Below are 16929 nucleotides of genomic sequence, written 5' to 3' on the forward strand. Positions count from 1 at the left end.
ACCCCCCCCCCCCCCCCCCCCCCCCCCCCCCCCCCCCCCCCCCCCCCCCCCCCTCCCTCCCCCCCCCCCCCCCCCCCCCCCCCCCTCCCCCCCCCCCCCCCAGTACGGTGGATCAGCGGCAGGTGACGGAGGAGGCTCGGGTGGCTGAGGCCACGGTTGACCGGCGCAGGCTCGTCCCGCGTACCGATGCGGTCCTGGCCGACCCCCGGCTCGTCGAGGCCGCCGCCCGGCTCGGCCGGGCGCCCGTCAAGGCCGCCGTCGTCGCCGCCCAGCAGCGCGCCCGCGCCGGTGAGCTCGACCCCGCCGACGTGGCCGCCGCGGCCTTCGCGGCCCTTCCGGACACGGCCGGCGGCCTGCGCACCGTCCTCAACGCTACCGGCGTCATCCTGCACACCAACCTGGGCCGGGCCGCCCTCTCCGCGGCCGCGCTCGCCGCCGTCGCCGCTGCCGGCGCGCACACCGACGTCGAGCTCGACCTGGCCACCGGGGTCCGGGCCCGCCGCGGTCGCACCGCGCTGGCCGCGCTGGCCGCCGCCGTTCCCGCCGCCGGGGACGTGCACGTGGTCAACAACGGCGCCGCCGCGCTCGTGCTCACTGCCACCGCGCTGGCCGCCGGTAAGGAGATCGTCGTCAGCCGGGGCGAGCTCGTCGAAATCGGCGACGGGTTCCGGTTGCCCGACCTGCTCGAGTCGACCGGCGCGCGGCTGCGGGAGGTCGGCACCACCAACCGCACCGCGCTCGCCGACTACGCCGCCGCCGTGGGCCCGCAGACCGGCTTCATCCTCAAGGTGCATCCGTCCAACTTCGTCGTCCGGGGGTTCACGAAGGCCGTCGACGTCGGCGAGCTGACCGGGCTCGGCGCGCCGGTGGTCGCGGACATCGGATCCGGGCTGCTCGCCCCCGATCCGCTGCTGCCGGACGAGCCCGATGCCGCCACCACCCTGCGCGCGGGCGCGGATCTGGTGATCGCCAGTGGGGACAAGCTGCTCGGCGGTCCGCAGGCCGGGCTGTTGCTCGGCGTCGCCGCGCTGATCGAGCAGCTGCGCCGGCACCCGCTGGCCCGGGCACTGCGGGTGGACAAGCTCACGCTCGCCGCGTTGCAGGCGACGCTGACCGGGCCGACGACCCCCACCTGGCAGGCGCTGCGCTACGACCTCGGCGCCCTGCGGGCCCGCACCGAGCGGGTGCGGGACCAGCTGGCGGGAGTCGAGCTGGTCGAGTCGGTCGCGGTCGTCGGCGGCGGCGGGGCGCCCGAGCTCGAGCTCCCGTCGTGGGCACTCTCACTGCCCGACCGGTACGCCGCAGCGCTGCGGCTCGGTGCCACCCCGGTGGTCGGCCGGGTCGAGCGGGGACGTCTCCTGCTGGACCTGCGCTGCGTCCCCGAGGAGCGCGATTGCGACCTGATCCTCGCAATCCGGGCCGCGCTCGGGTCCGGGGGTCGCTGATGCACGTGCTCGCCACCGCCGGGCACGTCGACCACGGCAAGTCCACCCTGGTCCGCGCCCTCACCGGGATGGAGCCCGACCGCTGGGCCGAGGAACGCCGCCGCGGCATGACCATCGACCTCGGGTTCGCCTGGACCTCGCTGCCCTCCGGCGCCACCGTCGCGTTCGTCGACGTGCCCGGCCATGAGCGGTTCGTCGGCAACATGCTCGCCGGGGTCGGCCCGGTGCCCGCCGCCGTCGTGGTCGTCGCCGCGGACGAGGGCTGGCGGGCCCAGTCGGCCGAGCACCTGGCCGCGCTCGGCGCCCTCGACGTACGGCACGGGCTGCTTGTCGTCACCCGCAGCGATCTCGCCGATCCGGGGCCCGCGATCGAGCACGCCCGCGCCGAGATCGCGGCGACCTCGCTCGGCACCGTCGAAGCCGTCGCGGTCAGCGGTGTCACCGGCGCCGGGCTCGACGAGTTACGGGCCGCGCTGGACCGGCTCGTCGCCCGGCTGCCCGCGCCCGACCCGGCCGCCGCCGTACGGCTGTGGATCGATCGCTCGTTCACCGTCAAGGGTGCCGGCACCGTCGTCACCGGCACACTCGGCGCGGGGGAGCTGCGCGTCGGCGACGAGCTGGAGCTGACCGGCGCCGCCCGTCCGGTGCGGGTCCGCGGGCTGCAGAGCCTCGGTGCCGCAGCCGAACGGGTCGGCGCGGTCGCGCGGGTGGCGATCAATTTGCGCGGCGTCGACAAGGACACGATCGGCCGGGGTCAGGCGCTGCTCACGCCCGGCCGGTTCCGGCTCACCGACCTGATCGACGTACGCGTGCACGGCGATCCCGTGGCCGACCTGCCCGCCACCGTCACGCTGCACACCGGTTCCGCCGCCGTGTCCGCCCAGGTCCGTCCGTTGGGTGCGGACACCGCCCGGCTGCGGCTGCACACGCCGCTGCCGCTGCGGATCGGGGACCGGGCCCTGCTGCGCGATCCCGGCCGGCACCACGTGGCGGGCGGAGTGACCGTGCTCGACGTCGTACCCCCGGGTCTGTCCCGGCGCGGCGCGGCCGCGACCCGGGCCGCCCAGCTGGCGACCATGTCGGAGCCCGATCTGGGCGGTGAGCTGCACCGTCGTCTTCTGGTACGCCGTGCCGACCTGCTCCGGATGGGCGTCAGCGACCCCGGGGACCCGGTCGCCGGCGACTGGCTGGCCGACCCGGAGCACTGGGCCGCGTTGGGCGAGCGGCTGGCGCGGGAGGTGGCCCGGCACGCCGCCGAGCATCCGCTGGAGCCCGGCGCCCCCGTCGAGGCCCTGCGGCACCGGCTCGGCCTGCCGGACCGGGCCCTGGTCGAGGCGCTCGTGCGCCCGCCGCTGGTCACCCGGCGCGGACGGGTCTCCGCCGGTGCCGCCGACGTGCCGGCCGAGCTGGTCACGGCGGTGGAGCGGGCCTTCGACGGGCTGGGCGACCGGCCGTTCGTGGCGCCGGACGCGTACCGGTTGAGCGAGCTCGGGCTCGGCACCCGGCAGCTCGGCGCGGCCGTCCGCGCGGGTCTGGTCGTGCAGTTGGCCGACAATGTCATCCTGCGGGCCGACGCGCCGCGGCGGGCGGCGCAGGTGCTGGCCGGGCTGCCCGGCCCGTTCACCGTCAGCGAGGCCCGGCGGGCTCTGGACACGAGCCGCCGGGTCGCCGTTCCGCTGCTGGAGCTGTTCGACACCACCGGCGTCACCCGGCACCTGCCGGACGACCGCCGCGTCGTCGAGTCCGGCTGAACTACTCCGGCCGGACGGCCGCAGTGTCGCCCGAGACCGCGTCGACGTCGTAGCCCGCGCGCCGCACCTCGGCGTCGTTCGCGTCCGTCTCCGGGTCGTCGTCCGCCCCGAAGTCGACGCCGTCGTCCGGCCCGCCGGGGAGGTTCTCGCCGGGCGGGCGCATCGAGGCCGCGTGGGCCGGCGTTCCGTCGGGCTCGTCAGTGTCGCTGCGGTCAGTCACGTGATCGGTCATGCCCCCGGCGTTCCCGCCGGTCACCGCGTCAAACCCGGGGTCGGACAAAGGTCGCCCGGTCAACCGCGGTCAGACGACCAGCAGGCCGAGCCGCGATCCGGAGTGGCGCAGGGCCGACATGGCCAGGCCCAGCGGCAGCCGGCCCGGGACCCCGGCGGGCTCGTGCCGGGCCCGCAGCACCCCCGAGGCGTGGCTGGTCGGCAACGGCAGCAACGGATACCGGCCCAGCGCCTGGCGGTTGAAGTGCGTGCGGTGCTCCCCGAAGTGGGCGACGGCCCGCCACTGCGCGGCAGCGGCGTGGACATCGCAGACGGTCCCCGGCGGCTCGGGCAGGATGGTCACCGCGGCGAACGGGCCACTGCCGGCCAGCCACCATTCGGCGCCGTCGACGGCGGTCCGGGCCGACGACTCGCACCAGTACGGCACCAGCCCCGACCGCAGCACCCGCCACGGATCGATCAGCCGTCCCGTCTCCACCACGCATTCGTCCCCGCCGCGTCCCGCAGCCCGCAGCCAGGACCGGTACAGATCGGCGACGCAGGCGCTGAGCACCTCCGGCCCGGGATACAGCACCCGGTGCACCGGCCGGTCCAGGCCGGCCGACAGCCGCCGCAGGTCACGGTCGAACTCCGGCTCACCGGCGGTCTCGGCGTAGCGCGGCGGCGTGTCCAGATACGGCGTCGACCACCGGCCCCCGCCGACACTGTCCATCAGCCGCCGGAACGACGGGTTGTCCAGCGTCTGGTCCTCGTGCCGCATCCCGCCCGCCGGCCGGCCGAGCTGGAAACTGTGCCGGTCGGTCAGCTCCAGCACCGGCCAGGTCCGGGTGTCCCGCAACAGGAGTGCGGTGCCCCCGGGCTCCAGATCCGACCCCAGAAACTCCCGGTACGCCGTGGGCAGCCGTTGCCAGCGCACGTGCAAGGTCACCGTCGAGCCGCACAGCGGACCCCGCCCGACCGGGTCGTGCACCTGGCGCACGGTGACCCCCGGATTGGCGGCCAGGATCAGGTCGGCGAGCTTGGCACCCCACTCCATCGCCCCGGTCCAGTCGCCGACATCACCGTCCGGCCACGGCACGGTGAGGGTGAAGCTGGCCGGCAACCAGGGCGCGCCCAGGGCCGCGGCCAGATGCGCCGCGCCCCCGTGCGCCGACCCGAGGACCACAGCCGGGTACGGCCCCGCCGGGTAGTGCCCGGTGATCCACGAAGCCACGTCACCGGCGTCGACCCGGTCCACCAGCTCCATCGGTACGGCCTCAGCGCAGTCCTCGAACGCCAGCGCGGGCCGGCGCAGCTCCGCCGGCAACCCGCCGCGGCGGCCCAGCACCGGCACCCGGTCCAGGTCCTCGCACCCGCGCTGCCGCAGGGCCCGCGAGACCGCCTCCAGCAACGGCCGCTCGGGACCGTCGGGGGAGACGACGCGAGCGGCGGCCAGAGCGGATGCCGCCGGGGATTCCGTCACGGCGAGGCTCCTTCAGATCGGGGCGGAGGGGCGGCGACTCGATGGAGGCGCCGGCGCTGTCCGGCATCGATCCCGGCGCACGCGGCCGAATACCCTGGTCGCCCCGGATCATTCGCGGTAGCGGCCGACGAGGCGGCCCGGTTGCCCGAGGTCGCGCAGCCGGGCGGCGACGGCCGTCCGCAGTGCGGCCACCCGGTCACCGGTCAGCGCGGACACGGCCACAGCCTCCGGGTACGCCCGCTGCAACGCGTCCACCCACTCCGGCGGCGCAATGTCGATCTTGTTGAGCACGAGCAGCTCCGGCACCGCGCCCGCGCCGATCTCGTGCAGCACGCCGTGCACCGTGGTGATCTGGTTGAGCGCGTCCGGCGCCGACGCGTCCACCACGTGCAGGGCCAGGTCGCTGTGGCTGACCTCCTCCAGCGTGGAGCGGAAGGCGTCGACGAGCTGGTGCGGCAGGTGCCGCACGAACCCGACGGTGTCGGTCAGGGTGAACGTGCGGCCGTCGACCGTGACCCGGCGTACGGCGGGATCCAGGGTGGCGAACGGCTCGTCGCGGGTCTGCAGATCCGCGCCCGCGAGCCGGTTCACCAGCGCCGACTTGCCGGCGTTGGGGTAGCCGGTGACCGCCACCGCCGGGATCAGGTTGCGGGCCCGCCGGCGCCGGGTCCGCTCCCGGCGCAGAGCCAGCTCGCCGGCGCTCTCGCGCAACCGTGCGGCCCGCTGCCGCAGCCGACGTCGCTGCAGCTCCAGCCGCATCTCACCGGGACCGCGGACGCCGATGCCGGCGCCACCGGCGGTGCGGCCACCGCCGACCCGGGACATCTCCCGGCCACCGCCGCGCAGGCGGGGCAACTGGTACGCGATCTGGGCCAGTTCCACCTGCAGCCGGCCTTCCCGGCTGCGCGCGTGCCCGGCGAAGATGTCCAGGATCAGTGCCGTCCGGTCCACGACCCGTACCCCGGCGCCTCCTCCTCGTCGTCCTGGTGGACAGCGATCAGTAGCGCTCGGGCGTCCGCCCCGTCGCTGTCCTGCGTACCCAGCAACCACGGCCCTGCCATCCGGCCGCTCCTTGCCGTCGTATCAGTCGGTTCCGGGTCAGCGCGGCCCGGCCGGTACCGGCCCCACGTGCGAGTGCCGGCCCGGTGCCACGGCCGCGTGCCGCTGACCCGGGCCCGGTCCGCTGCGGGCGGCGAGCAGGTCGGCGACGGCGCCGGTCGCGTACCCGTACACGGTCTTGTGCAGCAGGTCCACGGCGAGTTCGCGGCGGGGCCACGTCCACGGTGGCGCGCCGACGCCGGTCGCGTTCTCCAGCAGTTGGTCGCTGGTCAGCCGGACCACCGTGAACATGGCCGAGGCCCACGGCCCGCGCAGCCCGGCGTTGGCCATGGCGCCACGCAGGACGCCGACGAGCATCGCCTGGCCGGTGTGCATGGTCCAGTTCAGAGCGTCCGAGCGGCGCGGCTCGACGTCGCGCCGCCCGGCCAGCCGTTGCAGCACGAACGCCGGCGCGTACGAGTTCGGGCGGTGGGTGAGGCGCTGCTCGGCCTTCTCGGTCAGCGTCATCACCGCGACCCCCGCCGCGCCCGCGACCAGGCCCTGCCACACCGACCGGGTCACGGCTCCCATCAGGCCACGTCCGGCTGCCCGGCGCTGTCGCTGTCGTCGGGGACGTCGCGGTCGGCCGGTTCGCTCGGTGCGCGTTCGCTGAGCTCCACGTCGGTCTCGGTGAGCGGGGCGCCGGCGTTGTCCTCGGCCGCGCCCCGTTCGATGTGCTGCTCCTGCTGATCGGTCATGGTTCCTCCTCGAAGTGCTGGAGCGCCTCGGCTACCCCCGTCATCGAAGGGCAAACGGGCCGTCAGCCGTCCACTGTCAGCCGGGACACCTCGGTCAGGACCGCCCGGACGTCGCCGGTGCGGTGCAGGATGCGGCGCTGCCGCTCGGCGCCGGTGCCCTCGCGGCGCAACCGCTGCAGCCCGGCGCGGACCTCGGCCAGGTCGCCGTGGCTCTCCAGGGCCGGGGTGACCGCGCCGACGAGGTCCTCGACCAGCTCCCAGGCCGGCCGGGCGGTGCCGCGGACCGGATCCAGCAGGGTGCCCTCCACGCCGGCGTGGGCGGCGTTCCAATGCGCGGCGCGGAGGAGGTAGTCCGCGACGTCGGGCGCCGGCACCCCCGCCGTGATCTGCTCGACGGCGGTGGCGACCAGGGCCCGGACCAGGCCGGCGACCAGGACCGTGTCGTCGACGGTCAGGCAGATGTCGCCGACGCGTACCTCCACCGTGGGCCAGGCCGCGGACGGGCGGGCGTACCAGAGCACCATGCTCTCGTCGAGCATCACGCCCGAGGCGACCATGGTCCGGACCGTACGGTCGTACTCCTCACCCGACGCCAGCAGCGGCGACGGTCCCAGGCTGGGCCACCGTTCCAGCTGGATCGAGCGCCAGCTCGCATGCCCGGTGTCGGCGCCCTCGAACAGCGGTGAGTTCACCGTCAGGGCCTGGACCACCGGCAGCCACACCCGCAGGTGGTTGCAGACCTGGATGGCCAGCTCCCGGTCCGGCACCCCGACGTGCACGTGGCAGCCGCACACCGCGGGATCGTGGGCGATCGGGCCGTAGTGCCGGCCGATTGCCTGGAACCGCGGGTTGTCGGTCACCGTGCGCTGCGGGTCGGCGATCGGCGTGGCCCCGATCGCGGCCAGCGCGGCGCCCGTGGCGACGGCCGATTCGGCGGCGGCCCGGCGCAGCCCGCCGAGCTGCTCGCGCACCTCGGCCAGCTCGGTGCAGACGCCGGTGACCATCTCCACCATGCTGTGCCGCACCTCCAGCCGGCTCTGCGCGCGGGCGTCGTCGCCGAGCCCGGCCAGCACCTTCTCGGCCGCCGGGGAGTTCTCCCCGGTGACCGGGTCCAGCAGCAGGAACTCTTCTTCCACACCCAGGGTCATGGGCATCAAGGAACCACCGTTCCGAGGGTCGGCACTTCTCGTGGATCAGCCTGGGCGCACAGCGGTGAGGACGACGACGGCGATGCGCTCCGCGTGCGCGTACGCCGGCCCGTCCAGCTCCTCGCCGTAGACGTCCGGATCCACCTCACGATAGAACCACTCGAGGCCGGTGCCGGTCAGACGCTCGGCGGCGGCCGCCCGGAACGGGTCCTGCCCGTCCACGATGCCGGTCCCGCTGAACAGCACCAGGGAACCGCCGGGCGCCAGCCGCTCGGCGGCCGCGTCGATGATGGCCAGGGACAGGTCGTGCCCGTGCTCGCCGCCACCGTCGCGGTAGGCCCGGCCGGCCGGATCGATCATGAACGGCGGGTTCGAGATGATCAGGTCGAAGTCGCCGTCGACGTCGTTGAGCAGGTCACTGCGGCACGGCCGTACCCCCGGGGCCCCGGCCAGTCCGGTGTTGACCCGGGCAAAGCGCAACGCCGCGTCGTTGATGTCGACCGCCAGCACCTCGGCCTCCGGCGCGCGCTTGGCGACGGTGATCGCCCCGGCCCCGGTGCCGCAGCCGATGTCCACCGCACGGCGGACCGGCCGCTCGCGGGTCTCGACGTGGGCCGCCGCGGCGTCGGCCATCCGGTAGGTGTCCGGGCCGAGGAAGACCGAGTCGGCCGCGGCGGTCGGGAAGGCCGAGTGCACGAACAGCTCGCCGTCGTACGAGGAGAAGCGGACCAGGCTCCGCCAGGTGTCGCCGTCGCGTTCCAGCACACCGGCCGCGTCCATCAGCTCGACCAGCTCCGCCGGCAGCACGCCGGGGCCGAACGGGCGGCTCCACCCGAACACGTCCCGCGCGGTCCGGGCCCGGGCGTTCCCCGGGCGGTCGTTGACCCGCTGATGGGTGGCCGGCGTGACGGTGGTGAAGGTGTAGCCGCTGTCCTTGAGGAGGGTCCCGAGCTGCCGTAGTGCGTTCTCGGCGGCGACGTCCCTGGTCGCCACGGCAGCCTTCATGTCGGTCATGGTCATGGCGGCCGATTGCCCCGGAACGGCGCAGTCATTCGTACGGAAATGTTGCTCCCGCCCAACGAGTATCCGGGGCAATGGTGACGGCAGGTGCGATGACCTGACTCTCTACGACAGTTCGGGCACTGTGCCATTGCCGCCCCGGGCATCGACCACCACGATCGTCGTCGCCAGCGAAGCAGCCCCGGGGAAGGACACCACGACACGTGCAGCCAGACTCCACCGCGAACGGAGCGGGCCTGGACGAGCCCGCCACCGTCGACCTCAGTGGCCGGTGCGTCGGCAACTCGTACATCCTGATCTGCCCCGTCGGCCAGGGCGCGACCGGCACGGTCTGGCGCGGCATCGAGCGCACCTCCGGCGAACAGGTCGCGGTCAAGCTGCTGCACGAGGGCCTGCTGCGCCAGCCGAAGCTGGTCACCCGCTTCGTGCAGGAGCGCACGATCCTGATGATGGTGCGCCACGAGCACATCGTCGGCGTGCGCGACCTGTTCAGCGCGGGTGAGTCGCTGGGCCTGGTGATGGACTTCGTCGCCGGCGGCAGCCTGCGCGAGCGGCTCCGCTCCGCCGGCACCCTGGCCCCCGCCGAGGCGGCCCGCCTGCTCGCCCAGGTGGCGGCGGCGCTGGCCGAGGCGCACACCCTCGGGGTCGTGCACCGCGACGTCAAGCCGGACAACATCCTGCTCCAGACGGTGGACGGCCGCGCCGACGCGCGGCTCACCGACTTCGGCATCGCCCGCGTCGTCGACGCGGCCGGCCTCACCACCCCGCACGCGATCATCGGTACGCCGCACTACATGGCCCCCGAGGTGATCAGCGGCGCCGACGCGGGCCCGGCCGCCGACGTGTACGCGGTCGGCGTGGTCCTCTACGAGCTGCTCACCGGGCACACGCCGTACACGGGTGAGCCGCTCGCCGTGCTCCGCCACCACCTGGACGACGTGGTGGCGCGCCCGCCCGGCGTGTCCGACCCGGCCTGGGCGGTGATCGAGTCCTGCCTCGACAAGGACCCGGACCGCCGCCCGGCCGGTGACGAACTGGCCCCGATCCTGCGGGACCTGGCCCGGATCAGCGCCCGCGAGCCCGCCCTGCCCGCGCCCCTGGAAGCCCCCGAGCCGCCGCTGCCGAGTCCGGCCGTACGCGCGACCCCACCGCGCCGGGACGCCACCCCCCGCCGCCGCCCGCCGAACCGGCCCCGCAGCTGGGTCTGGGGCCGCTCGGCGGCGATCGTCGCCCTGGTCGCCGGGGCCCTGGCAGCGTCGGGCGTCGGTGGCTACACCGTCTGGAAGAACAGCGACACCGCCGCGGCCCGCAGCAGCGCCGGCGCGGCGTCGGAGAGGGGCCTGGGTGCCGGGCCGAGCTTCGCGGCCCCGCCGGCGCCACCGGGCGTCCAGCCCTCACAGAACCCGGCGTACGGCGGCAGCGTGCCGGGCGGCGGTGGTGCGCAGCCGACCGGTACGGCAGGAGGTTCATCTCCGGCATCGGGGGGCCGGCGGGCCGCTGCCCCGGTCGGTGTGTCCGCGGGCCCGGCGGCGGTCGGGGCGTCCGCGGGACCCGGCGGGGCGCGGGCCGAGGCCACCTTCGGGCCGTGGCAGTGCGGCGACGAACTGGACTGGGACATCGGCCACCCGGTGCTGGCCCAGCCGTGCCACGCGGTCGGCGGGGCGATCCGGGTGGTCGGTCACATGTCGGCGGGACCGGGTGTCCAGGCCGACATCTCCCTGTCGGTGCGGGACGCGACCACGGGCGAGGTTGCCGCGGGGCCGTACACCTGCAAGGCGATGATGTTCACGGATTTCGCCCCGGAACACACCTGCGGGCCGGTCGACCTGAAGGCGCCGCGCGGCCGCCGTTACGTCGTGGTGGAGTCCTGGGAGTACACCGGCCGGTCGCTGTTTCCCGGCGGCAGCGCGGAGGGCCGCGAGTTCACCTGGTGACGCAAATTGTCGGGGGTGCGTCCTAAGGTCTCCGGCATGGCTGAGCGTAGGAACGGCACCGCGGCACCTGAGACGCACAGCGTCGTGCGCACTGAGGAGTGGGACGAGGGGGCCGGCGACGAGAAGAGACACGAGCGCGTCGCCTTCGTCGACCTCGACCTGTGCGAGACGACGCTGCAGGCTGTCGAGTTCCAGGAGTGCGCCTTCCGCGACGTGCGGTTCAACTGCTCGGTCCAGACCGACGTCGCGTTCGTCAACTGCACCTTCACCAACTGCTCGTTCTTCGACGCCACGTTCACCCGCTGCAAGCTGGTGGGCAGCATGTTCGACCGCTGCACGTACGACATCATGACGGTCGAGGACGGCGACTGGTCCTTCGTCGGGCTGCCCGGCGCGGCGCTGGGCACGGCGACCTTCACCGGCGTCCGGATGCGCGAGGCCGACCTGACCGGGGCCCGGTGCCAGGGCGCGACCTTCCGCGGCGTCGACCTGTCCGGCGCCTCGCTGCGCAATGCCGACTTCACCCGCGCCGACCTGCGCGGCACCGACCTGTCCGCGCTGGATCCGGCGACGACCGAGATCCGCCACGCGATCATCACGGCGGACCAGGCGATGGTCGTCGCGATGGCGCTGGGCCTCGACGTCCGTCCGGCCTGATGCCGCCCCGAATGCTGCCGCAGCGGCTGGAGTGGGCGGTCGAGCTGCTGGACGTGCGCCCCGACGACCAGATCCTGGAGGTCGGCTGCGGTCCGGGCGTGGCCGTCGCGCTGGTGTGTCAGCGGCTCGGCGGCGGCAGCATCACCGCGATCGACCGGTCCCGGACGGCGATCGAGCGCGCCTCGGCCCGCAACGCCGAGCACGTGGCCGCCGGCCGGGCCCGGTTCGCCTGCCTGGAGCTCGCGGCGGCCGGCGGGCTCGGGCAGCGCTTCGACAAGGTCTTCGCGGTCAACGTCAACCTGTTCTGGGCCCGCGAGCCGGAGGCCGAGCTCGAGGTCCTCAAGGGCCTCATGCACAGCGAGGCCACCCTGCTGCTCTGCTACGAGGCGCCGCCGGGCCGCCCGGCCGACCGGACGGTTGCCGGCGTCCTGCACAGCCACGGGTTCCGGACCACGACGACGAGCCGGTCCGAGTCGCTGATCTGTGTCCGCGCCACCTGGCCGGCCGGGGTCAGCGGTCGGTCAGCGCCGGGGGAGGGGTGAAACGATCGCCGTAGGTCTTCGCCAGTTCCCTGGCGCGCGCGGCGAAAGCCGCCGGCCCGCCCGCGTACTGCTGGACGTAGCGCAGCACCCCACCGGTCCAGGCCGGGAAGCCGATGCCGAGCAGCGAGCCGATGTCACCGTCCACCGCCGAGCGCAGCACGCCCTCGTCCCGGCAGCGCAACGCGTCCAGCGCCTCGGCGAACATCATCCGTTCCTGCAGGTCGATCAGCGGGACGGCCCGGCCCTCGGCGGTGCCCAGGCGGGCGATGCCGCGCCACAGCTTCCCCCGGCTGCCGTTGTCGTAGTCGTAGAAGCCGCGGCCGGCGGCCCGTCCGGGACGGTCGTGCTCGTCCAGCATCCGGTCGACGACGGCGTGCGCCGGCAGCACCGGCAAGGTGCCGTCCGCGGCCGCCTCGAACTGGCGCCGGATGCGCCGGATCAGGGTCAGCGACACCTCGTCGGCCAGCGCCAGCGGCCCGGTCGGATAGCCCGCCTGCAGCGCCGCCTGCTCGATCGACGGCGCGGGAACGCCCTCGGCCAGCATGCTGATCGCCTCGTCCAGGAAGCGCCCGATGACCCGGCTGGTGAAGAAGCCCCGGCCGTCGTTGACCACGATCGGGGTCTTGCCGATGCGCCGGCCCAGGTCGAAGGCCCGGGCCAGGGCCGCGTCGCCGGTCTGCCGGCCGACCACGATCTCCAGCAACGGCATCCGGTCCACCGGCGAGAAGAAGTGCATGCCGATGAAGTCCGCCGGGCGGCTCACCCCTTCGGCCAGGCCGGTGATCGGCAGCGTGGAGGTGTTCGAGGCGAGCAGCGCGTCCGGCGCCAGCACCGGCTCGACCTCGGCGAAGACCGCGTGCTTGAGAGCGGGGTCCTCGAAGACGGCCTCGATGACGGCGTCACAACCGGCCAGCGCGGCCACGTCGCCCGTGGCGGTGATCCGGGCCAGCACGGCGGCGGCCCGGTCCGCGTCCAGCCGGCCCTTGGCGACCTCGCGGGCCAGCAGCTTCTCGGCGTGCGCGCGACCCCGCTGGGCGGCGTCCTCGGTGACGTCCTTGAGGACGACGGGCAGGCCGGCGCGGGCGCACGCGTACGCGATCCCGGCGCCCATCATGCCCGCACCCAGCACCGCCACCCGGGTCACCGGGGCGACCTCGACCGCGGGCCGGCTCGCGCCGTCGTTGACCGCCTTCAGGTCGAAGAAGAACGCCCCGATCATGTTCTTGGCGATCTGCCCGGTCAGCAACGAGACCAGGTAGCGGGTCTCCACCGTCAGCGCGGTGTCCAGGTCGACCTGGGTGCCCTCGACCGCGGCGGCCAGGATCGCCTCGGGTGCCGGCCGGCGGCCCTTCAGCTGCTTGCGGAGATTCGCCGGGTACGCCGGAAGCTGTGCGGCCGGCTCACGGCCACCACCGGGGATCCGGTACCCGGGCCGGTCCCAGGGCTGCGCCGCATCGGGGTGCGCGGCGATCCAGGCCCGCGCCCCGGCCAGCATCTCCTCGGCGGTGTCCACGACCTCGTCCACGAGGCCGGCGGCGCGCGCGGCGGCGGGTCGCAACTGCCGCCCGGTCAGCAGGATTTTCGTCAGGGCGTCGGCCAGGCCCAGCATCCGTACGGTCCGGGTCACGCCGCCCGCGCCCGGCAGCAGGCCGAGGGTCACCTCCGGGAAGCCGATCCGGGAGCCGGGCGCGTCCAGCGCGATCCGGCGGTGGCAGGCCAGCGCGATCTCCAGCCCGCCGCCCAGCGCGGAGCCGTTGATCGCCGCGACCACCGGGCGGCCGAGTGTCTCCAGCCGGCGCAGGTCCGCCTTGATCGTGGTGAGCAGCGCGGTCAGCGCCGGCGCGTCCGCCGGGGTCGCCTTGATCATCTCGGGCAGGTCACCGCCGGCGAAGAACGTCCGCTTGGCGCTGGTGACGATGACGCCGGTGATCTCGTCCCGCTCGGCCTCGAGCCGGTCCACGGCCGCGGTCATCGAGGCGGCGTAGGCCCGGTTCATGGTGTTGGCCGACTGGCCCGGGTCGTCCAGCGTCAGCGTGACGATGCCGCCGGGATCACGGTCGTAGCGGACGGTGCCGGTCATGAGCACCTCTCGATGATCGTGGCGACGCCCATGCCGCCGCCGATGCACAGGGTGACCAGGGCGCGGTGCCGGTCCCGGCGTTCCAGCTCGTCCAGCACGGTGCCGAGCAGCATGGCGCCGGTGGCCCCGAGCGGATGCCCCAGTGCGATCGCGCCGCCGTTCACGTTCACCCGCTCGGGATCGAGCCCCAGATCGCGGGTGTACTTGAGCACCACCGCCGCGAAGGCCTCGTTGATCTCGAAGAGATCGATGTCCTCGACGCCGAGCCCGGCGGTCGCCAGCGCCTTGCGGGTGGCCGGGATCGGCCCGGTGAGCATCAGCGTCGGATCGGCCCCGCTGACCGCCGCGGCGACGATCCGCCCGCGCGGCGTCAGCCCGAGCTCCCGCCCGACCGCGTCGGAGCCGATCAGCACCAGCGCCGCACCGTCCACGATCCCGGAGGAGTTCCCGGCGTGGTGCACATGCTCGATCTCCTCCAGCCAGTGGAACTTCTGCAACGCCACCGCGTCGAAGCCGCCCGCCGCGCCGATACCGGCGAAGGACGGGCTGAGCTCGGCGAGACCTTCCCGGGTCGTGTCGGGCCGCAGATGCTCGTCCACGGCGAGGACCACCCCACCGGTACGGTCCCGCACCGGCACGACCGAACGGGCGAAGTGCCCACCGGCCCACGCCTTGGCCGCCCGCTCCTGCGACCGCAGCGCGTACGCGTCCACGTCGTCCCGGCTGAAGCCCTCCAGGGTGGCGATGAGGTCGGCGCTGATGCCCTGCGGCACGAACGAGGTGGCCAGCGCGGTCTCCGGGTCCATCGCCCAGGCGCCGCCGTCGGAGCCCATCGGCACCCGCGACATCGACTCGACGCCACCGGCCAGGAGCAGCTGGTCCCACCCCGACCGCACCTTCGCCGCGGCGATGTTGACCGCCTCCAGCCCCGAGGCGCAGAAGCGGTTGAGCTGGACCCCGCCGACGTGGTCGGGCAGGCCCGCCAGCAGCGCCGCCGCCCGGGGCAGGTCACCGCCCTGCTCACCGACCGGCGTGACGATGCCCATGACGAGGTCGTCGAGCCGGTCGGTGTCGAGGCCGGGCAGCCGTGCCCGCAACGCGTCGATGAGCCCGACCGTCAACGAGATCGGCTTGACGCCGTGCAGCGAACCGGTGGCCCGTCCCCGCCCCCGTGGCGTCCGCACCGCGTCGAAGACGTACGCCTGACCGTCAGAGCGCACGAGCGATCAGCTCCTTCATGATCTCGTTGGTACCGCCGTAGATCTTCTGGGCGCGGGCATCGGCGTACATCTGGGCGATCGGATATTCGGTCGTGTAGCCGTAGCCACCGAACAGCTGCAGGCACCGGTCCACAACCTCACACTGCCCCTCGGTGAGCCAGTACTTGGCCATGGCAGCGGTGGCGACATCAAGCTCACCGCGGACATGCTGGGCGATGCAGTCGTCGAGGAAAACCCGGCTGACCCGGGTACGGGTGGCGCACTCGGCGAGGACCATACGGGTGTTCTGATGCCCGATGAGCGGCTTGCCGAAAGCGGTGCGCTCCTTGACGTAGGCGACGGTGAGGTCGATCGCGCGTTCCATGGCGGCGACCGCGCCGATGCCGATGACCAGGCGCTCCTGGGGGAGCTGGCCCATGAGTTGGGCGAAACCGAGGCCTTCGGTGCCGCCGAGCAGATGGGCGGCCGGGACGCGGAAGTCGTCGAAGAAGAGCTCGGCGGTGTCGTTGCCCTTGAGGCCGATCTTGGAAAGCAGCCGGCCCCGCCGAAAGCCGGCCGGCTCTCGGCGTGCCTCGTCGCCTGCGCGGGTGCTGGTGTCGGTCCGGCTTTCGCTGCCGTCGGTCGCGCTGCCTTTGGCGGTTGGGCTGCCTTCGCGGACGCGGACGCGGCCGCCCTCGCCGGCGTCGCCGCCCTCGCCGGCGTCGCGAAGGTCGTCGCGCTCGTCGGCGTCGTCGGCGTCGCCGGCGTCGCGAAGGTCGTCGCGCTCGTCGGCGTCGCCAGCGTCCCGAAGGTCGCCGCCCTCGCCGCCCTCGCTGGCGTCGCCAGCTTCTCGAAGGTCACTGGCGGTGCTGGCGTCGCTGGCCGTGCTGGCGTCGCTGCTCGCGCCGATCTTGCTGATCGCCCCGGCCTGGCTGGTCTTGCCGGCCGCGCCGCCCGCGCTCGCCTCGCTGGTCCTGCCGGCGTCAGCCGTGTCGCTGACTTCGCAGATCAGGAGGGAGACGCCGGAGGCGCGCTGCGTCGGGTCGGTCTTGGCGGCCAGGATGACGATGTCGGCCAGGCCGCCGTTGCTGATGAACGTCTTCGCGCCGGTGATCACGTAGTCGTCGCCGTCGCGGATGGCTCGGGTGCGCATGGCTTGCAGGTCCGAGCCGCCGTCCGGTTCGGTCATGGCGATCGCGCCGATCAGGGTGCCGGCGCAGAGGCCGGGCAGCCAGCGCTGCTTCTGCTCCTCGGTGCCGTAGGCGACCAGGTAGCCGGTGACGATGCCGCTGTGGACGGCCAGCCCGAGACTGCTGTCGCCCGAGCGCATCTGTTCGTCGAGCAGCACCGCCTCGTGAGTGAAGTTGCCGCCTCCGCCGCCGTACTCCTCCGGCACGGAGAGGCCGAGCAGGCCCAGCTCACCGGCCTTGCGGTAGTGCTCGCGGTCGGGATGACCCTGGGCGAGCACCCGGTCGGCGTGCGGCAGGACGTCCTTGGCGAAGAAGGCCCGGACCAGTTCGGCGAGCTCGGCGTGCTCCGGCTCGCGCCACGGTGAGGCTCCCATGGCTCCACCTTGGCCAGTTATTGGCGGACTGTCAACAGCTCGGCGCAGCGGGCCGGGTCGTCGGCGAACGGCAGGTGTCCGCAGCCCGGCAACAGGACGT

The 16929-nt window shown here is 74.2% G+C and carries 16 protein-coding genes; 5 read left to right on the forward strand and 11 right to left on the reverse strand.

Going from position 1 to position 16929, the window contains the following annotated elements:
• Positions 1-140: 140 nt before the first annotated feature.
• Positions 141-1445: an L-seryl-tRNA(Sec) selenium transferase gene (selA, locus tag ACZ6S4_RS40040; RefSeq protein ID WP_465479906.1), complete on the forward strand. Its 1305-nt coding sequence runs from the start codon at positions 141-143 to the stop codon at positions 1443-1445.
• Entirely contained in the window at positions 1445-3196 is a 1752-nt protein-coding gene (gene selB / locus ACZ6S4_RS40045) for a selenocysteine-specific translation elongation factor (protein ID WP_465479907.1), read from the forward strand. The genes selA and selB overlap by 1 nt, the downstream gene beginning before the upstream one ends.
• 1 nt (position 3197) lies before the next feature.
• On the opposite strand, the gene ACZ6S4_RS40050 is transcribed toward selB, so the two are convergent.
• The 8 genes from ACZ6S4_RS40050 to ACZ6S4_RS40085 form a co-directional block, all read right to left on the reverse strand.
• On the reverse strand, positions 3198-3416 hold the full coding sequence (locus tag ACZ6S4_RS40050; RefSeq protein ID WP_465479908.1) for a hypothetical protein: 219 nt from the start codon (positions 3414-3416) through the stop codon (positions 3198-3200).
• A gap of 81 nt (positions 3417-3497) precedes the next feature.
• The gene (locus tag ACZ6S4_RS40055; protein WP_465479909.1) at positions 3498-4889 is read right to left on the reverse strand and encodes a hypothetical protein; all 1392 of its coding nucleotides are present in this window, start codon (positions 4887-4889) and stop codon (positions 3498-3500) included.
• 108 nt (positions 4890-4997) lie between these two features.
• Positions 4998-5840 carry a GTPase HflX gene (hflX, locus tag ACZ6S4_RS40060; RefSeq protein ID WP_465479910.1) on the reverse strand — a complete coding sequence of 281 codons (843 nt, stop codon included), beginning with the start codon at positions 5838-5840 and terminating at the stop codon, positions 4998-5000.
• Entirely contained in the window at positions 5822-5950 is a 129-nt protein-coding gene (locus tag ACZ6S4_RS40065; protein ID WP_465479911.1) for a hypothetical protein, read from the reverse strand. Before ACZ6S4_RS40065 ends, hflX begins: the two co-directional genes overlap by 19 nt.
• Positions 5951-5987: 37 nt before the next feature.
• Positions 5988-6518, reverse strand: coding sequence for a hypothetical protein (locus ACZ6S4_RS40070; RefSeq protein WP_465479912.1), 531 nt, complete (start codon positions 6516-6518; stop codon positions 5988-5990).
• Positions 6518-6685, reverse strand: a complete 168-nt coding sequence (locus ACZ6S4_RS40075; protein ID WP_465479913.1) for a hypothetical protein — start codon at positions 6683-6685, stop codon at positions 6518-6520. The genes ACZ6S4_RS40070 and ACZ6S4_RS40075 overlap by 1 nt, the downstream gene beginning before the upstream one ends.
• A gap of 62 nt (positions 6686-6747) precedes the next feature.
• On the reverse strand, positions 6748-7839 hold the full coding sequence (locus ACZ6S4_RS40080; RefSeq protein WP_465479914.1) for a carboxylate-amine ligase: 1092 nt from the start codon (positions 7837-7839) through the stop codon (positions 6748-6750).
• A gap of 39 nt (positions 7840-7878) precedes the next feature.
• Entirely contained in the window at positions 7879-8838 is a 960-nt protein-coding gene (locus tag ACZ6S4_RS40085) for a methyltransferase (RefSeq protein WP_465479915.1), read from the reverse strand.
• A gap of 218 nt (positions 8839-9056) precedes the next feature.
• Between ACZ6S4_RS40085 and ACZ6S4_RS40090 the strand changes: the two genes are divergently transcribed.
• The 3 genes from ACZ6S4_RS40090 to ACZ6S4_RS40100 are packed head-to-tail and all read left to right on the forward strand — an operon-like array spanning position 9057 to position 11986.
• Positions 9057-10787, forward strand: coding sequence for a serine/threonine-protein kinase (locus ACZ6S4_RS40090; protein WP_465479916.1), 1731 nt, complete (start codon positions 9057-9059; stop codon positions 10785-10787).
• 36 nt (positions 10788-10823) lie between these two features.
• Positions 10824-11444 (forward strand): pentapeptide repeat-containing protein, encoded by a 621-nt coding sequence (locus ACZ6S4_RS40095; RefSeq protein ID WP_465479917.1) that lies wholly within the window; start codon positions 10824-10826, stop codon positions 11442-11444.
• Positions 11444-11986, forward strand: coding sequence for a class I SAM-dependent methyltransferase (locus ACZ6S4_RS40100; protein ID WP_465479918.1), 543 nt, complete (start codon positions 11444-11446; stop codon positions 11984-11986). The genes ACZ6S4_RS40095 and ACZ6S4_RS40100 overlap by 1 nt, the downstream gene beginning before the upstream one ends.
• On the opposite strand, the gene ACZ6S4_RS40105 is transcribed toward ACZ6S4_RS40100, so the two are convergent.
• From ACZ6S4_RS40105 to ACZ6S4_RS40115, 3 genes are read right to left on the reverse strand one after another with little or no spacing between them, the layout of a single operon-like run.
• A complete protein-coding gene (locus ACZ6S4_RS40105) occupies positions 11955-14066 on the reverse strand; it encodes a 3-hydroxyacyl-CoA dehydrogenase NAD-binding domain-containing protein (RefSeq protein ID WP_465479919.1) in 2112 nt (703 codons plus the stop codon). The genes ACZ6S4_RS40100 and ACZ6S4_RS40105 overlap by 32 nt on opposite strands.
• Entirely contained in the window at positions 14063-15286 is a 1224-nt protein-coding gene (locus ACZ6S4_RS40110; RefSeq protein WP_465479920.1) for an acetyl-CoA C-acetyltransferase, read from the reverse strand. The genes ACZ6S4_RS40105 and ACZ6S4_RS40110 overlap by 4 nt, the downstream gene beginning before the upstream one ends.
• Positions 15276-16829: an acyl-CoA dehydrogenase family protein gene (locus ACZ6S4_RS40115; protein ID WP_465479921.1), complete on the reverse strand. Its 1554-nt coding sequence runs from the start codon at positions 16827-16829 to the stop codon at positions 15276-15278. Before ACZ6S4_RS40115 ends, ACZ6S4_RS40110 begins: the two co-directional genes overlap by 11 nt.
• Positions 16830-16929: the final 100 nt, after the last annotated feature.

Source organism: Actinoplanes sp. NPDC051405, from assembly GCF_055586185.1.